The organism is Pseudomonas sp. S4_EA_1b, assembly GCF_016307435.1.
Classification (GTDB): domain Bacteria; phylum Pseudomonadota; class Gammaproteobacteria; order Pseudomonadales; family Pseudomonadaceae; genus Aquipseudomonas; species Aquipseudomonas rhodesiae.
This window is the reverse complement of sequence record NZ_JAEILC010000039.1, coordinates 18,329-37,319: the sequence shown is the minus strand read 5'-3', so window position 1 is coordinate 37,319 and position 18,991 is coordinate 18,329. Positions and strand designations below refer to the sequence as shown.

The 18,991-nt window shown below is 57.7% G+C and carries 18 protein-coding genes and 1 pseudogene; 5 read left to right on the top strand and 14 right to left on the bottom strand.

Translation table 11 applies throughout. The features are described from left to right. From YA0848_RS36035 to YA0848_RS13995, 10 genes and pseudogenes are all read right to left on the bottom strand, one after another. Positions 1-143, bottom strand: a pseudogene (locus YA0848_RS36035) (electron transfer flavoprotein subunit alpha/FixB family protein); the annotation flags it as partial. Between the two features lie 16 nt (positions 144-159). After that, positions 160-909 carry an electron transfer flavoprotein subunit beta/FixA family protein gene (locus YA0848_RS14035; protein WP_169903934.1) on the bottom strand — a complete coding sequence of 250 codons (750 nt, stop codon included), beginning with the start codon at positions 907-909 and terminating at the stop codon, positions 160-162. A gap of 63 nt (positions 910-972) precedes the next feature. After that, positions 973-2,175, bottom strand: a complete 1,203-nt coding sequence (locus YA0848_RS14030) for a CaiB/BaiF CoA transferase family protein (protein ID WP_034099094.1) — start codon at positions 2,173-2,175, stop codon at positions 973-975. Positions 2,176-2,249: 74 nt separating this feature from the next. Further along, a complete protein-coding gene (locus YA0848_RS14025) occupies positions 2,250-3,413 on the bottom strand; it encodes an acyl-CoA dehydrogenase family protein (protein ID WP_034099092.1) in 1,164 nt (387 codons plus the stop codon). Between the two features lie 66 nt (positions 3,414-3,479). Next, positions 3,480-4,076, bottom strand: coding sequence for a thiamine pyrophosphate-dependent enzyme (locus YA0848_RS14020; RefSeq protein ID WP_003442218.1), 597 nt, complete (start codon positions 4,074-4,076; stop codon positions 3,480-3,482). Then, positions 4,064-4,603, bottom strand: coding sequence for a thiamine pyrophosphate-binding protein (locus YA0848_RS14015; RefSeq protein ID WP_003442221.1), 540 nt, complete (start codon positions 4,601-4,603; stop codon positions 4,064-4,066). Before YA0848_RS14015 ends, YA0848_RS14020 begins: the two co-directional genes overlap by 13 nt. 173 nt (positions 4,604-4,776) lie before the next feature. After that, complete coding sequence (locus YA0848_RS14010) at positions 4,777-5,991, bottom strand: pyridoxal phosphate-dependent aminotransferase (protein ID WP_034114369.1); 1,215 nt, start codon at positions 5,989-5,991, stop codon at positions 4,777-4,779. Then, on the bottom strand, positions 5,988-6,626 hold the full coding sequence (locus YA0848_RS14005) for an RraA family protein (protein WP_167418471.1): 639 nt from the start codon (positions 6,624-6,626) through the stop codon (positions 5,988-5,990). The genes YA0848_RS14010 and YA0848_RS14005 overlap by 4 nt, the downstream gene beginning before the upstream one ends. Beyond that, on the bottom strand, positions 6,626-7,288 hold the full coding sequence (locus YA0848_RS14000) for an RraA family protein (RefSeq protein WP_034099083.1): 663 nt from the start codon (positions 7,286-7,288) through the stop codon (positions 6,626-6,628). The genes YA0848_RS14005 and YA0848_RS14000 overlap by 1 nt, the downstream gene beginning before the upstream one ends. Further along, complete coding sequence (locus tag YA0848_RS13995) at positions 7,288-7,953, bottom strand: RraA family protein (RefSeq protein ID WP_034099082.1); 666 nt, start codon at positions 7,951-7,953, stop codon at positions 7,288-7,290. Before YA0848_RS13995 ends, YA0848_RS14000 begins: the two co-directional genes overlap by 1 nt. Before the next feature lie 105 nt (positions 7,954-8,058). Here YA0848_RS13995 and YA0848_RS13990 point away from each other — a divergent pair, with 105 nt between their 5' ends. The 3 genes from YA0848_RS13990 to YA0848_RS13980 all read left to right on the top strand — a co-directional run bounded on the left by YA0848_RS13990 (position 8,059) and on the right by YA0848_RS13980 (position 11,551). Then, positions 8,059-8,952: a LysR family transcriptional regulator gene (locus YA0848_RS13990; RefSeq protein WP_047882146.1), complete on the top strand. Its 894-nt coding sequence runs from the start codon at positions 8,059-8,061 to the stop codon at positions 8,950-8,952. A gap of 159 nt (positions 8,953-9,111) precedes the next feature. Then, entirely contained in the window at positions 9,112-9,930 is an 819-nt protein-coding gene (locus tag YA0848_RS13985; RefSeq protein WP_034114374.1) for an alpha/beta fold hydrolase, read from the top strand. Between the two features lie 166 nt (positions 9,931-10,096). Continuing rightward, on the top strand, positions 10,097-11,551 hold the full coding sequence (locus YA0848_RS13980; RefSeq protein ID WP_034114375.1) for an alanine/glycine:cation symporter family protein: 1,455 nt from the start codon (positions 10,097-10,099) through the stop codon (positions 11,549-11,551). A gap of 62 nt (positions 11,552-11,613) precedes the next feature. On the opposite strand, the gene YA0848_RS13975 is transcribed toward YA0848_RS13980, so the two are convergent. Then, positions 11,614-12,990 carry an MFS family transporter gene (locus tag YA0848_RS13975; protein ID WP_034099074.1) on the bottom strand — a complete coding sequence of 459 codons (1,377 nt, stop codon included), beginning with the start codon at positions 12,988-12,990 and terminating at the stop codon, positions 11,614-11,616. 505 nt (positions 12,991-13,495) lie between these two features. On the opposite strand from YA0848_RS13975, the gene YA0848_RS13970 reads away from it, so the two are divergent. Together YA0848_RS13970 and YA0848_RS13965 are read left to right on the top strand one after the other, a co-directional pair. Next, on the top strand, positions 13,496-14,419 hold the full coding sequence (locus tag YA0848_RS13970) for a LysR family transcriptional regulator (protein ID WP_034099072.1): 924 nt from the start codon (positions 13,496-13,498) through the stop codon (positions 14,417-14,419). 145 nt (positions 14,420-14,564) lie between these two features. Beyond that, positions 14,565-15,674, top strand: coding sequence for an MFS transporter (locus tag YA0848_RS13965; RefSeq protein WP_169903936.1), 1,110 nt, complete (start codon positions 14,565-14,567; stop codon positions 15,672-15,674). Between the two features lie 366 nt (positions 15,675-16,040). Here YA0848_RS13965 and YA0848_RS13960 read toward each other — a convergent pair whose 3' ends face one another. The 3 genes from YA0848_RS13960 to YA0848_RS13950 form a co-directional block, all read right to left on the bottom strand. Next, positions 16,041-17,237, bottom strand: coding sequence for a tyrosine-type recombinase/integrase (locus tag YA0848_RS13960; RefSeq protein ID WP_184316662.1), 1,197 nt, complete (start codon positions 17,235-17,237; stop codon positions 16,041-16,043). Positions 17,238-17,516: 279 nt separating this feature from the next. Then, positions 17,517-17,864: a hypothetical protein gene (locus YA0848_RS13955; RefSeq protein WP_034099069.1), complete on the bottom strand. Its 348-nt coding sequence runs from the start codon at positions 17,862-17,864 to the stop codon at positions 17,517-17,519. A 151-nt stretch (positions 17,865-18,015) separates the two neighbouring features. Further along, entirely contained in the window at positions 18,016-18,249 is a 234-nt protein-coding gene (locus tag YA0848_RS13950) for an Arc family DNA-binding protein (RefSeq protein ID WP_169903935.1), read from the bottom strand. Positions 18,250-18,991 lie beyond the last annotated feature (742 nt).

Sequence of the window (18,991 nt, the reverse complement as noted above, 5' to 3'; positions counted from 1 at the left end):
GCGGCTTCAGCCACGGCGCCAGCGCCCTGGCCTGCAACTAGAACGTGGATGTCAGCGCCGATTTTGACGGCAGCAGCCACGGTGTTCAGCGTGGCCGGGGCCACTACTTTGTTGTCGTGTTCAGCGATTACCAAGATAGTCATGATTAGGCTCCTAAGCTCAAAGCACCTTCGCTTCGTTTTTCAGTTTCTCGACCAGTTCAGCCACCGACTTGACCTTGATACCCGCGCTGCGTGCAGCAGGCGCTTCGACTTTCAGGGTTTTGTTGGTGGAGGCGGTGGAAACGCCCAAAGCGTCCGCAGTCAGCACGTCGAGAGGCTTCTTCTTGGCTTTCATGATGTTGGGCAGCGACGCGTAGCGCGGCTCGTTCAAACGCAGGTCGGTGGTGACGATGGCCGGCAGTTTCAGGGAAACTGTCTGCGCGCCGCCGTCGATTTCACGGGTAACAGCCACGCTGTCGCCGCTGATTTCGACTTTCGAAGCGAACGTGCCCTGACCGTAGCCGCTCAATGCAGCGAGCATCTGGCCAGTCTGGTTGTTGTCGCTGTCGATGGCCTGTTTGCCAAGGATCACCAGCTGTGGCTGTTCCTTGTCGACAACAGCCTTGAGCAGCTTGGCAACGGCCAGGGAAGTCAGATCTTCGGCGGATTCGACGAGGATGGCGCGATCGGCACCCTGAGCCAGCGCGGTGCGCAGTTGCTCTTGAGCGGTGGACGGGCCGATGGAGACGACAACGATTTCGGTCGCAACACCCTTTTCTTTCAGGCGTACGGCTTCTTCCACGGCGATCTCGCAGAACGGGTTCATCGACATTTTCACGTTGGTGAGGTCGACGCCGGAATTGTCCGCCTTAACGCGAACCTTGACGTTGTAGTCGACCACTCGTTTCACAGCTACCAGCATTTTCATTGGGCAGTGTTCTCTCGAAAAACTTTGATTGTTGCAGGCAGGTTTTTTGTTTTCAGATGAAGGCTAAATCGCCCCGGCTGCGCGCATTTGTTCAATACGGTCTGTACCCAGACCCAGTTCCCTGAGCACCTGTTCGGTGTGCTGACCGAGGCCCGGTACGGCATCCATACGTGGCTCGAACGCGCTGTTGCTGCCGGGAGGTATCAAGCTCGGGACGGTGCCGGCGGAGGTTTCGACTTCCCGCCATCGGTCACGTGCCTGAAGTTGCGGATGGTCCCAAACACCTTGCATGTCGTTGACCCGGGCGTTCGCAATTTGCGCATGCTCTAACCGATCAAACACGGCATCGAAATTGAGTGTGGAGAACGATTCAACGATGAGTGCCCGCAGCGCTTGACGGTTTTCGACGCGCTTGAAGTTGGCAGAGAAGCGTTCGTCTTTCGCCAGTTCAGGAGTAAGCAGTACCTTGTCGCAAAACAGCCGCCACTCTCGTTCGTTCTGCAACCCCAGCATGACTGTGGTGCCGTCACCGATGGGGAAGGGGCCATAGGGGTAGATCGTGGCGTGCGCGGCGCCGGCGCGAGGGGGAGGTGTAGCGCCGTCGTAGGCGTAGTACATCGGGTAGTTCATCCACTCGACCAGGCTTTCCAGCATCGACACATCGAGGTGGCTACCTTCGCCAGTGCGTCCACGCAACAGCAAGGCAGATAGAATTCCGGTGTAGGCGTACATGCCGGCCGAGATGTCAGCAATCGAGCAACCGGCCTTGGCCATTTCTTCCTCACCCGGTCCGCCGGTGACCGATAGGAATCCGCCTTCGCTCTGGATCAACAGGTCATAGGCTTTTTTCTTTTCATACGGGCCGCCTGCGCCGTAGCCTGAAATGTCACAAACGATCAGGCGCGGAAACCGCTGATGCAAAGCCTCAAATGAAAGTCCCATTCGTGCTGCGGCACCCGGCGCCAGGTTCTGCACCAGGACATCGGCAGTGGCCAGCAAGCTGTCCAGCACCTCGGTGGCCGAATCTTGTTTCAGATCGAGGGTCAGGCTTTCTTTCGAACGATTGGTCCAGACGAAGTGCGAGGCGAGACCGTTGACGCGTTGGTCGTACCCTCTGGCGAAGTCACCCGTGCCTGGGCGTTCGACCTTGATCACGCGCGCGCCAAGATCGGCCAATTGTCGGGTGCAGAAGGGCGCTGCAATCGCATGCTCAAGGCTGACGACGGTAATGCCATCGAGCGGACGGATGCCTTTGGGTTGGCTCATGATTATTATCTCTCTTGTCATGGCTCCCCAGCCGCGCCAGCTTGGGCCGACGCACTGGGCTTTACGCTGATCCTTTAAAAGGAGCGCGGCAGTTCAAGCAGGTGTTCGGCAACGTACGACAGGATCAGGTTGGTGGAGATGGGCGCCACCTGATACAGACGGGTTTCACGGAATTTACGCTCGACGTCGTATTCGCAGGCAAAGCCGAAGCCTCCGTGGGTCTGCAAGCAGGCATTAGCCGCTTCCCAGGAGGCTTTCGCCGCCAGGTACTTGGCCATGTTGGCGCTGGCCCCGGCGTTGAGGCCGCTGTCGTATTCCTCGCAGGCGCGCCAGCGCATCAGGTCGGCCGCTTCGATTTCGATGTGCGCTTCGGCGATGGGGAATTGCACGCCCTGGTTCTGCCCGATAGGACGCCCAAACACCACGCGGTCGCGAGCATAGGCACTGGCCTTTTCGATAAACCAGCGACCGTCACCGATGCATTCGGCGGCGATGAGGGTGCGCTCGGCATTCAACCCGTCGAGGATGTAGCGGAAGCCTTTGCCTTCCTCGCCGATCAGACTGTCTGCGGGGATCTCCAGGTTGTCGAAGAACAACTCATTGGTCTCGTGGTTGACCATGTTGGCGATGGGTTGCACTGTCATGCCATTGCCGATGGCCTCACGCAGGTCGACAAGGAAGATCGACATGCCCTCGGACTTCTTCTTCACCTCGGCCAAGGGTGTGGTGCGCGCTAGCAGGATCATCAAGTCGGAATGCTGGATTCGTGAGATCCACACCTTCTGCCCATTGATCACATACTTGTCGCCGCGCTTGATCGCGGTGGTCTTGATCTTGGTGGTGTCGGTGCCGGTAGTGGGTTCGGTGACGCCCATCGATTGCAGGCGCAATTCACCGCTGGCCAGTTTCGGCAGGTAGTAGCTTTTCTGCGCCTCGCTGCCGTGTCGTAGCAGGGTGAACATGTTGTACATCTGCCCGTGGACGGTGCCGGAGTTGCCGCCGCAACGGTTCACTTCTTCAAGGATCACCGAGGCCTCGGCCAGCCCGAGGCCGGATCCGCCGTACTCGACAGGAATCATCGCCGCCAGCCAGCCGGCATCGGTCAGGGCCTTGACGAAGGTTTCCGGAAAACCTTTTTCTTCGTCGACTTTGCGCCAGTAAGCCGCATCGAATTCAGCGCACAGAGCACGTACGCCCTCGCGGATGGCATTGAGCTCTTCAGAGTTACGGTCAGTCATTATTATTCTCCTCAACGTGTCACGCACGGCATCTGCCCTGCGTGACCGGGTCCGGGCAAAGAGCAATCAGATCGGGTTGAAACCCAAGGCGGCACGGAAGCGATTCTTGACGTAATGACCATCGCGCGGTGGCAGCACCCGTGGCGGGTTTTCCGCTTTGATCTTTATCGTCGCGAGCTTGACGCCGTCGCGGCTCGCAAAGCGCTCGCGCAGGTCATGTACGCCTTCCATGTCGCGGATTTCATCGGTCCAACTGAAGCCGCAAGTCTTCGCCACCTGGTCCAGGGAAATACCAAAACCGGCGTGGCTGACTTGCATGCCGGTTTCACCAAAGTGACCGTTATCCAGCACCGCGATGGTCAGGTTGGCGGGCTTTTGCAGTGCTACCGTGGCCAGTGCACCGAAGCCCATGAGCAACTCGCCGTCACCGGTGACTACCACCACCGATTTGTCTGGCTGCGCATTTGCCAGGCCCAGACCCACAGTGATCGCGCTGCCCATGGCAGCCCACAGGTAATAATTCAGATCATTGTCACCGGCAGCCATGACGTCGTAGGACGCCGAACCGAGACCCGTCACGACCAGCACGTCTTTGCGGTCGGCCAGCAAGGCCTTGACCACTTCGCGGCGGCACAGAGTGTGGTTTGCGCTTACTTGACCCATTTCTTTTCTCCAATCAGGCGCTGACCGAGCAGCAGGGCAGTGGACGAATCACCGTTGAAGGCCATGGTCGCGGCACCGTGCAGCAGCGGGGCAACGTCTTCCGGGACGTCCGCGCGCCAGGTCATCACTTTCATCAGATTCAGGGAGGCTTCTGTGGCCTGGCCCATCGGGTTCTGCCACGCGTTGAATTCGGCCCAGTCGCCGCGCATGGTGACCACCATCAACAGCGGGAAGCCGGCACAGACTTGAAGTGCCAGGGTGTTGATGCAGTTACCGACGCCGCTGGACTGCATCAAGAGTGCACCGCGCTCACCGCCCAGCCAGGCGCCGGCGAGGTAGCCGATGCCTTCTTCTTCGGTGGTGAGGACGACAGCCTTGATATCCGGGTCGGCATACGACATGCGGATGGCCGCCGAGTGACCTGCATCCGGTACGAAGACCACGTGTTTGACGTCGTGGGCCTTGAGCACGCGGAACACGTCCTCTTGCCAATCCTGTCCCACGGTGTGTTCAGCTTCTGTTGACATGCCAATCTCCCAAGCAGTGCTGCTTTTGTGTTTTCACCCATTCTGGGAGTGCTGGGAGCGGACTGCGACTACCGTTTTTGTCTTTGAGATATGCCCATTTTGTATAGCAGGTGGGGTGAATGCGTGGCCTGCCGGGCAACGGCGATAGCCACGCATTATGGGAAGGGAAATGATTAACGTAGTGAGGTGCAGAAGGTACGGATCGCCTCGCAGGCCCGGCGCAATGAAGCCTCATCCAGGGCGTAGGCGATGCGAATGTAAGGGCCAAGACCAAAAGCGCTACCATGCACTACGGCCACATCCGCTTCGTCGAGCAGTGCATGCGCGACATCTTCGTCGGTGTGCAGTACCCGGCCACCCGCTGAGGTACGCCCGATCAATCCGGCACAGGACGCGAACGCGTAGAACGCCCCGGCTGGACTGACGCATTCAAGGCCTGGGGTGTCGTTCAGCAGCGCCACCATCAAATCGCGACGACTCTGGAATGCCACCCGGCTTTCACGGATGAAATCCTTGGGACCTTCCAGTGCCGCGAGCGCAGCCTGTTGCGACACAGAGCTGGCGCCAGAGGTTTGCTGACCTTGCAGTTTTTCCATGGCTTCCAGCAACCAGCGCGGCCCTGTGGCGAAACCGATTCGCCAGCCGGTCATAGCATAGGCCTTGGACACACCGTTCATGGTCAGGGTGCGAGGTGCCAGTCGTGGTTCAACCTGGGCCAGGGTGTAGAACGCTTGATCATCAAAAATCAGATGCTCGTAGATGTCATCGGCCAGAATCAGCACGTGAGGGTGAGCCAACAACACCTCAGCCAAGGCGTGCAGTTCTTCCCGGCTATACACCGCGCCGGTCGGGTTGGACGGCGAATTGAGGATCAACCAGCGGGTCTGCGGTGTGATCGCGGCGGCCAGCGCCGAGGGCGTCAGCTTGAAGCCAGTGTCGGCGTCGCAAGTAACGATTCGGGCTTCACCGCCACACAATTGAACCATCTCCGGGTAACTGACCCAGTACGGCGCCGGCACGATAACTTCGTCACCCTCATTGAGGGTCGCGGCCAAGGCGTTGTAGATCACCTGTTTGCCACCGTTGCAGACAAGGGTGTCTTGCCAGGCTACGTCCAGACCGTTCTCACGACGGAACTTGGCGGCCACTGCTTCTCGCAGTGAACGTACACCGGCGACCTGGGTGTAGCGGGTGTGGCCGTGTTCAATGGCATGAATGGCCGCTTCACGCACATGCTTGGGCGTATCGAAATCCGGCTCGCCGGCACACAGCGAAATAATTTTCGCGCCTTGCGCCCGGCGCTCTGCCACCCGATCCATGATTCGGTAAGTCGCGGACGGCTGCGCATTGGCAAGACGCTGATTCAGACGTTGGATATCGGCGCTCATGCGCGAGTTCTCCACTCAGTCAGGTTCATCAGTTCCAGGGTCGAGCGGCCCTCGGTCAACGCCTGCATCATCTGCGCTTCCTTGTCCGCCCGCGCTTCACCTTCTGCCAAGGTGCGTGCGGCATCCGCCTTGGGAATGATGATCACACCATCATCGTCGGCCACCACCCAGTCGCCCTGTGTCACGAAAGCACCATTGAAATTGAACGGCTGCCCCACCGAAGGCGCACTGGCTTTGACTGTGCCTTTCAGCGAGATGCCGCGGGCGAACACCGGGAACTGGCGTTTCTTCAGGGCCGCAATATCGCGTACGCCACCATCGATCACCAGCCCGACCACGCCAGCCGCTTCGGCCGCCACGGTCAGCACTTCGCCCCAATAACCGGCGATGAAGCTGCCCGTGCCTACGACCAGCACGCTGCCACGGGGCACACGTTCCATCGCCAGGTGCAGGGCGAGGTTGTCGCCGGGCGAGCATTCCAGAGGGTAAGCGGGAGCGGAGATAAAGGCACCGTCCCAGATCGGGCGGATCGCGCTGTCGACCGCGCAAGGCAGGTGGGACGCTTCATACAGCGTCGAACTGCCCAGCACTTTTGCCCGTGCGTAAGAATCCAGGGGGAGGGGGAGTATGGTCATCAAACTTTCCTCTGCAGGCTGTGGTAGCCCAGTGCGGCGCGGGCTTCTTTAAGGGTTTTGCCCTGAGCGATCAGGGCGCGAATGTCGGCTTCGACCGATTCGATCTGACGGGCACACGCTGCCACTTCAGCTGCACGAGCCCGGGGGACGACGACCACACCGTTGGCGTCGGCGACTACGATGTCGCGGGCACAGACCCGGGCGGCACCGATGGACACCGGCTGGTTGACCGACTGAACCTGTACGCGGTCTTTGCCGGTGCGCATGAAGCGGCCCTTGCTGAAGATCGGGTAGCCATCGCCCAGTGCTTTGTTCACGTCACGGCAAACACCGTCGATGACTGTGGCAGCGATCTGCCGAGTACCGGCGTACTGGGTCATGATGTCGCCCCAGACGGTGCAATCAGTGCGGCCGCCGTTGTCGATGACCACCACATCGCCGGGCGCGACGTCTTCGATGAAATCGCCAACGGTACCCGGAGGTACGCTGGCCGAGACGTACTGCACGGTAAACGCCGGGCCGACGATAACCTTGCTGTAGTTGTCCAGTGGCGCCACACCGAGGCATTGGCCGGGCAGGCCGAGTTTGTCCAGCGCATCGGAAACACCCGGGGTGTCCAGGCCTTCAAACAAGGCGACCAGTTCTTTGTCTTCGATATTCATCAGGCGTGCTCCGTGTGGATCGCTTCGAATTGGGTGTCATGCATCACTTCGGCGACCGAGCGACCGCTGCGGACAGCCTCGACCATGCCGTCCTGGCGGCGGGCGATACGCTCGCCAAGGTCGAGCACTTTCTCGATATAGGCTGAGGGCACGAATACGGTGCCGCAGGTATCGGCGATGACATAGTCGTTCTCGCTGACGTCGACGCCGGCCACGTTGATGGTTACGGCGGCATCGATCTGCACCACCCGATTGCGGGCACTGATCATGGTCACCCCGCGGCCATAAACCGGGTAGCCAATCGACTCGCTGCCGTCGATGTCGCGGCTGAAACCGTCGATTACCGTGCCGCGCACTTTCTTGCTGGCCGCTGCATTGGCGAGGATATCGCCCCAGCAGGAGATGCCTTCGATTCCACCTGCAATCACCAGCACACGATCATCGCTGTCGATCTGTTCCACCACGGGGGTAATCAGGTGCACAGTGGGGACGTTGTCGGATTTAGGAGCCAGCAGCACGGTGCTGGCGCGGCCGACAATCTTTGGGCAGTTCCACAGTGGGCGCAGCCCAACAGTGGCACCCGGCAGGCCGATGAAGTCGAGCGCATCGGAAACCGTGTTGGTATCCAGCGCCGCCAAGCGATCCAGCAAACTCTTATTGATCATGGGAAAGCCTCAGTGGTGACGGAGGCGCCCAGTGTTAGCGAGACAATTTGATAGGTATATTACTAATCACAGATGCGTTAGATACGTTAAACCTATGGATTAATCATGATCAATTTTCGACTGATTCGTCATCTCTGGTTGTTCCTGGCGGTGGCCGAAGAACAGAACTTCGGCCGTGCGGCCAAGCGTTTGGGCATGTCCCAGCCACCGCTGAGCGAGCAGATCCAAGTGTTGGAGCAGGCGCTCAAGGTCAAGCTGTTTGATCGCTCGCGACGCGGTGCGAAGCTGACCCCGGTGGGAGCGGCGATTCTGCCGGCCGTGCGCAAGTTCGCCGACCAATTGGAACGGCTGGAGCTCGCCGTGGAGGAGGCGGTGGCGGGGCAGTCGGGGATATTGACCATCGGCGCGATTTCTACGGCCATGTTTGATGTCTTGCCGGGTTTGATCGAGCAACTGAAGAGCGATTACCCGCACCTCACCGTGTCTGTACGGGAGATCGACAGCGTCGAAGCGGTGCCGGCGCTGGAAGCCGGAGACATCGACCTGGCCTTCGCCCGGCTGGACGGTGATCTGGGGGCCTCGATCAAATCACTGCCGCTGACTCAGGACCGCCTGGTTGTGGCCCTGCCCAGCGATCACCCCTTGGCGGCGCGCACGCGAATCAGCCTGGCCAGCCTGGCCACTGAACCCTTGGTGATGTTTTCCCGAAAGGTTAGTCCGGTCTACTTCGACAATCTGATTGCGACTTGCCGCGCCAGCGGTTTTTCCCCGCGCGTGCTGCATGAAGTGCGCTCGGTCGCCTCGCAAATTGCCTTTGTCAGCTGCGGCCAGGGTATCGCACTGGTACCAGCGTCGCTGAAAAAACTGGCACCGGACAATGTGGTATTTCGAGCACTGATCCAGAAGCTCAATGTCGTGACCACAGCGGTGGCCTGGAATGCAGATCGGCCCAATCCGCTGTTGCAGGAGCTGGTCACCCGACTCCAGTCCCGTGTGTGAGTCGAGCAAGGCCCTGTGCGTGAACAGGAGTGATAGGTTTGGCGTATGAAAGCCTTCCCGTATTAGGAATTTACAGAAGGCTCGATTCCCTTGAAATTGCGAGTCTGGCTGCCGGCAACCCAAGTTCGGCGCTACCTTTTCGTTCAAGGAGTCAACAACGTGTCTTCTCCACAAACGTTCACTCATGTGCAACTCCCTCTGACGGTGGAGGGTGTCCAACTGAACGTGGCCGCCATCCATCGCGACGGCGTCCTTGCGCCGATCGTGTTCCTGCATGGTTTTGGTTCGACCAAGGAGGACTATGCCGACATCGTGCAGCAGCCCGCGTTCGCCGGTCACCCTTTCGTGGCTTACGACGCACCGGGTTGTGGTGAAAGCCAGTGCGATGATCTTTCCAGGATTTCCATTCCCTTTGTGCTGCAGACAGCGCTGCAGGTGCTGGCACATTTCGGCATCGAACGCTTCCATCTGGTCGGCCATTCCATGGGCGGTCTGACCGCATTGATGCTGGCGCATCAGTTCCCGGACCGGGTGCTCAGTTTCGTCGATATCGAGGGCAATATCGCCCCGGAAGACTGCTTCCTCAGCCGGCAGATCATCGACTATCCGAGCAACGATCCCGAGGTGTTTTTCGCCGCCTTCATCGAACGTGCCCGACACGCCCCTGCCTATGCCAGTGCACTCTATTCCGCGAGCTTGCGGCACAAGGTGCGTGCCGGTGCGGTGCGGGGGATATTCCAGTCGATGGTAGATCTTTCCGATAATGCCGATCTGATGAGCAAATTCCTCGGCTTGAAATGCCCACGAATGTTCATGTACGGCGAGCAGAACGCGTCACTGTCCTATCTGCCGCATATCCAGGCCGAAGGTGTCCGGCTGGCCCCCATTCCTGATTGCGGGCATTTCCCGATGTATTCCAACCCCATCGCGATGTGGCAACAGATCGCCGATTTCCAGGTGAGCAGCCTTACCGGGTAAACCCGGTCGTCCTGAGGGCTTCCTGATCATTCGCGGGAGCCTGGCCAGGCCACGAAGTTGAAATTCAAAAGCTGATTCAGTCACTTCTCCTGCCTTCGGGCGGCGACTTGTGCAGGCGCGTGCGTGCCTGAAATCCGTGTACCTATAAAAACAAGAGGTTCGACCCATGCTTGATGTCATTAATGATTTTCTCTCCGGCAAGCTTCTGATCGTGCTCATCGTAGGCCTGGGCGGCTACTTCACGGTGCGTTCACGCTTTGTCCAGTTCCGCCATTTTCTGCATATGTTCGGCGCCTTCCGCGATAGCGTGCAAAAGAGTGCCGGGCAGATCAGCTCATTCCAGGCATTGATGCTTAGCCTGGCGGGGCGCGTAGGTGCGGGCAATATCGCCGGTGTCGGGTTGGCGGTAACGTTGGGCGGCCCGGGCGCGGTGTTCTGGATGTGGGTTACCGCGCTGGTGGGCATGTCCACCAGCTTCTTTGAGTGCAGCCTGGGGCAGTTGTACAAACGGTGTGATGCTAACGGACAGTTCCGCGGCGGGCCGTCGTATTACATCCAGTACGGACTGAAACAACCCTGGCTGGGCAAGGTCATGGCGTTACTGCTATTGGTGACCTTTGGTTTCGCCTTCAACGGACTGCAATCCCACGCCGTGACTCACTCGCTGAATAATGCGTTCGGTTTCTCTACGACCTACTCCGGAATTACGATTGCCATATTGCTTGGCCTGGTGTTCATGGGCGGCATCAAGCGCATCGCCGCGGTCTCGGACCTGCTGGTGCCGGTCAAAACGCTGGCTTACATTGGCGTGACCGTTTATGTGATCGTGCTCCAGTTTGATCATGTTCCCGGAATGCTGATGACCATCTTCAAAAGTGCTTTCGGCCTGGATCAGGCGTTTGCCGGCCTGGTCGGTAGTGCCATTGTCATGGGCGTCAAACGTGGGGTGTTTGCCAACGAGGCGGGACTGGGGAGTGCTCCCAACGTAGCCGCGGTGGCGAAAGTGGATCACCCGGCGGCTCAAGGGGTGGTTCAGGCCTTCAGCGTTTTTCTCGATACCTTTGTGATCTGTACCTGTACGGCGCTGCTGATTCTGCTGTCAGGCTTTTACACGGCTAGTTTTGAAGGCGATGGCCTGGTGCTGACTCAGAACGCGTTGGCGGCAGTGGTCGGAGATTGGGGACGCACCTTCATCAGCGTGGCGTTGGCGCTGTTTGTCTTCACGTCGATCCTCTACAACTACTACCTGGGCGAGAATAACCTGCGCTTTCTGCTGGGCGACAAGCGCGCTGCAGTCATTGTCTATCGTGGTTTGGTGCTGCTGCTGATCCTTTGGGGGGCCGTACAAAATCTGGGCACTGTGTTCGCTTTTGCCGATATCACCATGACGCTGCTGGCCTTCGTGAATCTGATCGCCCTGGCGCTGTTGTTCAATGTCGGCATGCGCTTGCTGCGCGACTATGACCAGCAACGCAAAGCCGGCATCAAAACGCCTGTCTTCGATTCAAGTCAGTTCAAGGATCTTGATCTTGATTTGCATGCATGGCCGAACCGGGAGCACGCGGCCAACGTCCTCGCCGAAACTGTCACTCAAGTTGCACCTGCATCTGCTACCCAGTGATGCAAAAAGGGCCCATGGATCTCATGGGCCCTTTTCAAATACCTGCTGTAATCGTCAGTGCTTCAAACGCTCGCAGCGTGTGACTTTGCGCAACCCTTCAAACCGGTGCGCTCTTCGATCTCACCGGAACCGCTGATGTATCCATAGCGCGAAAGATTCGGCATCAGCATCGCGGCGATGAAAGTGATGGTCACGACGGCCGCGACATAGAAGAAGAAATATTCCTCAATGCCTTGGGACCGGAGCGACAAGGCGACGTATTCGGCGGTGCCGCCGAATGCCGCATTGCCGATGGCATACGGAAAGCCTACGCCCAATGCGCGTACCGCAGGTGGGAACAGTTCAGCTTTGACGATCCCGGCAATCGGGGTGTAGAGCGACGCAATGGCCAGGCCACCAAACACCAGCAGGAACGCCGTAAACGGGCTGCTGACCGATTGCAGTGAATAGAGCAGGGGAATCACCAACAGCATCGCCAACCCGGAAAACATCAGCATGTGCGCCTTGATCCCGATACGGTCCGCCAGCAAGCCGAACAGTGGCTGGCAGAACATGAAACCGACCAGGGCCGCGGTCATGATGAAACTAACCGTTTCCGGGCTGAAACCGGCTGAGATCACCAGGAACTTCTGCATATAGGTGGTGAAGGTGTAGAAGTACAAAGAACCACCGATGGTAAACGCTACCACCAGCGCGACCGCCCGTTTGTGCTTGAACATGCCGCGTAGCGAGCCGGCGTCTTTGCGGCTCATGTCTTTCTTGGTGGCGGTTTCATGCATGGCGCGGCGCAGATACACCACCACGATTGAGCTCAGGGCACCGATGAAGAACGGAATCCTCCAGCCCCATTCGCGCAATTCTTCGCCGGTGAGGGTTTGCTGGAGAATGACCACAGTCATCAATGCCATGAGCTGACCGGCAATGATGGTGAAGTACTGGAACGAGCCATAGAAACAGCGACGCCCAGGTGTAGCGATCTCACTGATGTAGGTGGCACCGGTGCCGTACTCCGCGCCGACTGACAGCCCTTGAATCAACCTCGCGACGACAAGCAAAACTGGCGCCGCCACACCAATGGTTTCATAGGTCGGCATGACGGCAATCAGCAGGGAGCCGGCGCACATCATAAAAACCGAGATAATCATCGAGACCTTGCGGCCGCGAGTGTCGGCAATCCAGCCGAAAATCCAGCCGCCGAGAGGCCGCATGAAAAAGCCGACGGCGAAGACGCCGGCGGTTGCGAGCAACTGACTGGTGGTGTCGCCTTTGGGGAAAAACGAGCTCGCAAAATAGATGGCGGTATAGGCGTAAATGAAAAAGTCGTACCACTCCACCAAATTGCCCGAGCAGGCACCCATGATGGCTCTGACGCGATTCGGACTTTTTATCTGATCGGACTTTTCAGTGTGGAGTGTTGAGTCGCTGGTTGATGCAGACATTCTGTTCACCCTTTTTTCAAGGCGAGACGATACGAGGCGCACGCTGATGCGTGTCCGACGTTGCAAGCTCGATGGGTTGATGGGCTTAACGCAGTTGCAGTGATCCTTTGACGACCAAGGCACATGAAGAGGGGGGATGTATATGAGAGGTCAGCTGCTTGCTGACTGTGTAAGGCGGGTCGGTCAGGTAACGAGAAATGCAGTAAATCATGACGTAAGCCCTCGAATCTTATTCTTGTAGTCAGTCGAGCGCTCTTGGCGTCGACGTTGATTGCACGCTACCGCAGAGTGACGAGGGTAATAAGCCGTCAGCCAGGCCTAACTGATATACCGAAATTTTATAGCTTGCCTTGCAACCCGTGCGGGCTGGGGGATACAGCCGGCTCGAAAGTCGCAAGGCCCCATGCGGCGCGGGCCCTGTGGCATTCCAAGGAACGCTAATGCGTTTACACTCATACTACTTTCGACGCATTTCGCGCCGAGCCCGACTTTGACTGGCCAGGTAATGGATGTCGTTCAACTCAAGACCCTAATTCATGTGGCCGAGCTTGGCAGTCTCAGCAAGGCCTCCGACCGGCTTCACATCGCACAACCGGCACTGAGTAGGCAAATTCGTCTGTTGGAAAAGGAACTCGGGGCCTACCTTTTTGATCGGCATGGACGAGGCATGGAAATTACCGATGCCGGCCGTGAAGTCTTGGCGCATGCCACTCGAATCATGGAAGAAATGGAGTCCATTCGAAGTTCTGTGGTGGGCGGAAAGACCTCTTTTCGGGGAACGGTCGTCATCGGTACGACGCCGACGGTAGCGGAAATCGTCACCGTTCCTCTAGTGCGCAAAATCAAAGAGGCGCATCCGAATCTTGCCGTCAGGTTTTCCTCGGCCTTCAGCGGCTATCTGCTGGATTGGGTTCAGCGTGGCGAATTGGAACTGGCGATTTCTTACGATCCCCAACCCCTGCATACGCTGCGTATCGTGCCGGTGATGATGGAAAATCTGCTGCTGGTCGGCCCCGCCAGCGCCAACCTGCGTCTTGATACACCGGTGTCGTTCGAGTCTTTGGCAGAGCAGCTATTGGTGTTGCCAAGTGCTCGGCATAGCCTTCGCGTGATTCTGGATGATTGTGCGCGTGAAGTCGGGATCAAGCTCAAGACCAGTGTCGAAGCGGATTCCTTTGGCGCGATGATTGCCTTGGTCTGCAATGGGTTCGGTTTGACCGCTTTGCCTTTGGCATCGATTTACGCCCAAATCGAAGCTGGCGTGCTCAGTGCCGCTCCCTTGATTGACCCCATTCCCATGCGCAAACTTGTTCAGGTTTTTCCTGCCGACAGGCGTGTCAGTCCGGCTGCCAAATTCGTCGGGGATGCCTTCATCGAAATTGCTGCCGACCTGGTCAATCGTAAGATTTGGGCTGGGCACATGCTTTGAGCCAATGGATTCGTTGGCTAGGTGAATCGTTCGTTTAAACGTAATTGCTCAGCTAGTCACGCTATCCGCCTTTCTCACCACTGATGACATCGTCTTGAATCAACAAACGCGACTGCCTGGCGTATTCGGCATTTTTATTTTGGGGATGCTGCAGGTTCTGGTCTGGGGAGGCTCGTTCTTCCTGATGGCCGTCATGGCCGATCCGATCATGAAAGAAACCGGCTGGGCCAGCCAATGGGTGTATGGCGCACTGTCTCTGAGCATTCTGGTTTCCGCGTTGCTGGCGCCGTTGACCAGCCAGCTTACTGGCCAGTACGGCGGTCGCCCTATTCTGGCCAGTAGCGGTCTGGGCGTCGCCATCGGGTTGTTTCTGATGGCCAGTTCGACCTCGTTGCCGATGTTTTTTTTGTCTTGGGCTGTAATAGGTGTCGGTATGGCGCTGGGGTTGTATGAAGCGCTATTCGCCGCTTTAGGTTCTCTCTATGGGGAGCGAGCGGGCAGTGCGATTACGGGCATCACGCTTGTGTCCGGGTTTGCTACAACACTGTCATGGCCCGCGGTTGCGTTGGTCATCGAACACGTTGGTTGGCGCACGACGTGCGTGGCTTATGGAGTGTTATTGGTCATTGTCGTGGCGCCGCTTTATTTCTGGGTGCTGGCACGGGGCACGGGACCACTCATAAAAAGTCAGGCAGTGGGTGGCGAAAGTTTCTCAATCGACCGGCGGATCTACTTGTTGCTTACGCTGATTTTTGCTTTGGGTGCAGTGATCATGACGGCGATGTCGGTCCAGCTGATTTCATTGTTGCAGGGGCAGGGTTACTCGCTTGCAGCCGCCGTCGGACTGAGCGCATTGCTGGGGCCGAGCCAGGTAGGATCACGTGTTCTACAGGTGTTTTCGCGTAAGCGACACCCAATCTGGACGACGTTGATCTCCGTGATATTCGTGGCAATTGGTCTGCTGTTTGTGACCATCGCACCGGCAATGACTGCCCTGGGGTTGGTGATCTATGGCGCGGGTAATGGTTTGCGGGCGATCGTTCGAGGACTTCTGCCATTGGCCCTCATGTCGCCCACCCATTATGTTTTGCTGATGGGACGCATGGCTCGGCCTTCGCTCATAGGACAAGCCTTGACCCCCCTTGCAGGCGGTTACCTGTTGCAGACCTGGGGCGCTGGCGGTGTGCTTGCGGGACTGAGTGTGCTGGCTGTATTGAGCGTGCTCTTGGTCTTGCTGCTCATTCGACTGGTATGAAAAGAACAGCGCTGATTGTCATCTTCCCTAAGGATTCGGCTGGCATCTTCAGAGATCAGCGATTCAAGTTCTTTGATGGTGATTTTGGCCATAAAATGAGTTACCCCTACTTTTCCCCCCACAAAAACGGCGGCTCTTGATGGACGTTCCTGGACTCTCGTAGAGCAGAACACCTCTGGAACTCAAGTAAACACTAGCTTGGAGAAATCCAGAGTAAAATTTTGGAGTCTTTCAAGAAGTATGAAAAAGGAGATGGGGTGCTAGGGGTCGAGTGTTGGAATCACTCCGTCCCGACCATATTTATCAATGACTTAGCCGAACTCTAACCAGTTCGGCTTTTTCATGCGTAGGGACTTTTGCGGGGGTTCATCCCGTTTTCCTCCTCAACATTTTCATTGCCGGCCCGCGTGAATCCGTCGCTGACACTTTGTTTGCCTCTGCGATCAACTGCTCAAGCTCTGCGGTAGAATAGTGGCTGGTAACGCTGCCATTCTTGTGCCCCAGGAGCGCCTTCCGATCTTCCAGTGTCACCCCTGCGGCACGCAGCCTTCTCCCAAAGGTGTGCTTGAGGTCGTGAACCCGGATTGATCTGAACCCAGGGTGTGCCGGCGACTTTTGTTCCAACTCCCACCTCGTCGCCGCTCTCACCCTGGCCTTCTTCCACGCCGTGTCATTCATCCGGTGCATCGGAGTCGGACCGCGTTCGTCCGGCTGTCCGTATGGGAATACGTACTTCGAGTGCAGGCCGCGCTGACCGTCGATGACCGACATCGCCACCTTATTCAGCACCACTAGTCGCTCGTCGCCGTTCTTCACGCCTGACTTTTCGCTTCTCCCGCCAAAATCAGCGGGGATCAGGAACACGCTTGCTCCCAACTCCGGAACCCTAACCTCCCAATCCCACTGAAGTTTGCAGACTTCCTGCTCCCGGCACCCGGTGTTCACCTTGTAGAGTGACATCCTCAACAGGTGATCCGGAATCTCCGAGAACAGCATCGACTGCTCAGCCCAGGACATCGGGTAGGGCTTCCTGCTCGACTTCGCCTCCTCCAGCATTGAGGTCATCGGCACGCTATCCAGCCACGGCCGCTTCTCTGCGTCTCGCCACTTCCTGTGGCACAGGTTCAAGATTCGAACGACACGTTGCAAAGCAATGTTGACCGTCCTGTTCGATACGCCAGGCTTGACCTTGCCTTTGTCCGTCTTGCTTGGCTGCTGCCTGTCGCGGATGAATGGGGCCAAGGTCCCGTCATCGATGTGTGTGATCGGTAGATCACCGATATACGGGTCAAGCTGTTCGATGTGGGATGCGGAAAGGCCGATCGATGCTTGGTCTTTGAACTCAACCAGGAATCGGGTAGCGGCCTCACGCCAGGTTCGCACCTGGCGCACGCCGTAGATCTTTTCCTGTCGTAGCTTTTCCAGCCGATGAATCAGGTACTGCTCGGCTTCTTCCCTTTCGCTTGCTCCAGTGCTTTCCTGAAGTCGGCTACCTCGGACGACTTTGTCGATGTGCCAAATCCCGTTCCTCTGGTAGAGGCCCGACATCGTTTTTCGCGCCATTGTTTTGCTCCTTGGCGCCCACTGCGGGGCAGATTGTTGTCCTCATTGGCTTGCTTTTCAATTGCCATGGACTCAGCCCAGGAATCTGCCCACTGATCCAATTCGAGCCGGTCGAAGCCAACGCCCTGTTTCCCAATGGGGAATTCGCGGACGTTAGGTCGAACGGTCTTGTTAAATTCTTCCCGGCACATGCCCAGGTACGAGGGGGCAGTTGACGCTCTGAGGAAGCGAGGCGCGGTCTCTTTGGTGGGTAATGCAGTTGACTTGGCCATGGAGTCATCACTGGTCGATGGAGGACGTTGTTTGCACTGACTTCCTGATGGGAAAGGCTTCGCCCTCCCACTTGCCGGATTTGCCGCGTATCGCTCCATGTAGGTCGTAGCGGTGGGGCTTTTTGCTGGCGAATAGCTTTTCACACGCCTTCAGCAAGGTGCTTTCATCTTCAATTGCCAATAACTCCTGGCCAGCCGTCGAGCCCACCTGAATCCAGCCGGATTTGTCGCGCCCGTAGTTTTCTGTCTTGAACAAGCGAAACCTGTTTCGGTGTCCGGTACCGGGTGAAGAGGTCTCGGTGTTCATGTAGAACGCGACGCCATCGAGGCGCACCCGCAGTACTGTCTTAGCCATGGAGTTCACCACCTTGAAAGTGGTCTGCCAGCACCCTGCGAGCGTCGATACCGCACGATGCGGACATGGCATAGATCTGGGGTGGTTTCTCGACGCTGCATGGCGTTGAGCAGCTCGATCAGGCGCTCGCCCTGTTGTCCGTTGCGGCGGCTCATAAGCTAGAACTCACAGCCGGTGGGAGCGGGGCGCCGGCATTTGTCAGAGCGTCTAGCAGCAAGGATTGGCGATTCTGTCCGTCCAGATACTGGCGCACGGCCTGGACGAATACGCTGTTCATGCTGCGGTCCGCGGCGCTCGCAGCCGCTTCAATGTCCGCGCGCAGGCCGTTAGGCAGTCGCACCACAAGCTTGTCTGCGGTGCGAGAATCGTATTGGTTGGTGGTCATGATGATCTCCTGGCGAGCCCCCTACGTATTGGGAGCTGAATGAGTGGGGTTATTCGCCTGATTTCGGCGTGGTGACATTCACTTTCTCCAGGGCGAGCAAGGGCCCGCCGCGTTGTTGGCTTTCGCAAAAAATTGAGGTGCTCTTGTTTCGCCATGAGGTGGCGAAGGAGTGGCTGTAAATTAGCAAATTGTTCTTGCGATTTGACGTTTGCTAATTTTTCTCGGGGAGAAAGCTTTCAACTCGTAGTGGCTAAATAATGGTGTTAGATTCGCCTCATTACGACTGGTTGGCAGCACCAGCTAGGGCTTAAGTTTGCTGGCCTCAAGACAGAAAGGGACTTTATGAAAAAGATGCTTCTTTGCCTCTCAATGGCGGCGCTCCTCTCCGGCTGCGCTAGTAGTGGCACCAAAATCGAACAGCCCAGATCGATAGCCTGATTAAAGGCAAAGCCACCAGCAAAGAAGTGATTGCCCTTCTCGGCCCGCCTACAGCAGTCACCCAGAATTCTGACGGATCGCAGGTTTTGGGCTGGGGCTATGCCTATGTCGGTTTCGCAGGTATCGGCACGGAGGTAGAGAGCACTACGGTGACCATTGCTCCTGACGGGACTGTGAGCAGCTATGCCCGTAGTGGCTCGAAGGTCGGAGGAGGGGCACCATCAAACTACTCCGCGGCGCCCGTGCAGCCGACACCTGGCCCTATGACCAAGAGTCAGTACAAGCAGATCCAACTTCAGAAACT

What these genes read in the sequence shown, in the direction of transcription:
- YA0848_RS13970 (WP_034099072.1), top strand. Translation starts at nt 13,496, where the DNA reads ATGGATGTCGTTCAACTCAAGACCCTAATTCATGTGGCCGAGCTTGGC.
- YA0848_RS14025 (WP_034099092.1), bottom strand. Translation starts at nt 3,413, where the DNA reads ATGACTGACCGTAACTCTGAAGAGCTCAATGCCATCCGCGAGGGCGTA.
- YA0848_RS13955 (WP_034099069.1), bottom strand. Translation starts at nt 17,864, where the DNA reads ATGGCTAAGACAGTACTGCGGGTGCGCCTCGATGGCGTCGCGTTCTAC.
- YA0848_RS14015 (WP_003442221.1), bottom strand. Translation starts at nt 4,603, where the DNA reads ATGTCAACAGAAGCTGAACACACCGTGGGACAGGATTGGCAAGAGGAC.
- YA0848_RS14035 (WP_169903934.1), bottom strand. Translation starts at nt 909, where the DNA reads ATGAAAATGCTGGTAGCTGTGAAACGAGTGGTCGACTACAACGTCAAG.
- YA0848_RS13950 (WP_169903935.1), bottom strand. Translation starts at nt 18,249, where the DNA reads ATGACCACCAACCAATACGATTCTCGCACCGCAGACAAGCTTGTGGTG.
- YA0848_RS13990 (WP_047882146.1), top strand. Translation starts at nt 8,059, where the DNA reads ATGATCAATTTTCGACTGATTCGTCATCTCTGGTTGTTCCTGGCGGTG.
- YA0848_RS14005 (WP_167418471.1), bottom strand. Translation starts at nt 6,626, where the DNA reads ATGACCATACTCCCCCTCCCCCTGGATTCTTACGCACGGGCAAAAGTG.
- YA0848_RS13980 (WP_034114375.1), top strand. Translation starts at nt 10,097, where the DNA reads ATGCTTGATGTCATTAATGATTTTCTCTCCGGCAAGCTTCTGATCGTG.
- YA0848_RS13960 (WP_184316662.1), bottom strand. Translation starts at nt 17,237, where the DNA reads ATGGCGCGAAAAACGATGTCGGGCCTCTACCAGAGGAACGGGATTTGG.
- YA0848_RS13975 (WP_034099074.1), bottom strand. Translation starts at nt 12,990, where the DNA reads ATGTCTGCATCAACCAGCGACTCAACACTCCACACTGAAAAGTCCGAT.
- YA0848_RS14000 (WP_034099083.1), bottom strand. Translation starts at nt 7,288, where the DNA reads ATGAATATCGAAGACAAAGAACTGGTCGCCTTGTTTGAAGGCCTGGAC.
- YA0848_RS14020 (WP_003442218.1), bottom strand. Translation starts at nt 4,076, where the DNA reads ATGGGTCAAGTAAGCGCAAACCACACTCTGTGCCGCCGCGAAGTGGTC.
- YA0848_RS14010 (WP_034114369.1), bottom strand. Translation starts at nt 5,991, where the DNA reads ATGAGCGCCGATATCCAACGTCTGAATCAGCGTCTTGCCAATGCGCAG.
- YA0848_RS14030 (WP_034099094.1), bottom strand. Translation starts at nt 2,175, where the DNA reads ATGAGCCAACCCAAAGGCATCCGTCCGCTCGATGGCATTACCGTCGTC.
- YA0848_RS13965 (WP_169903936.1), top strand. Translation starts at nt 14,565, where the DNA reads ATGCTGCAGGTTCTGGTCTGGGGAGGCTCGTTCTTCCTGATGGCCGTC.
- YA0848_RS13995 (WP_034099082.1), bottom strand. Translation starts at nt 7,953, where the DNA reads ATGATCAATAAGAGTTTGCTGGATCGCTTGGCGGCGCTGGATACCAAC.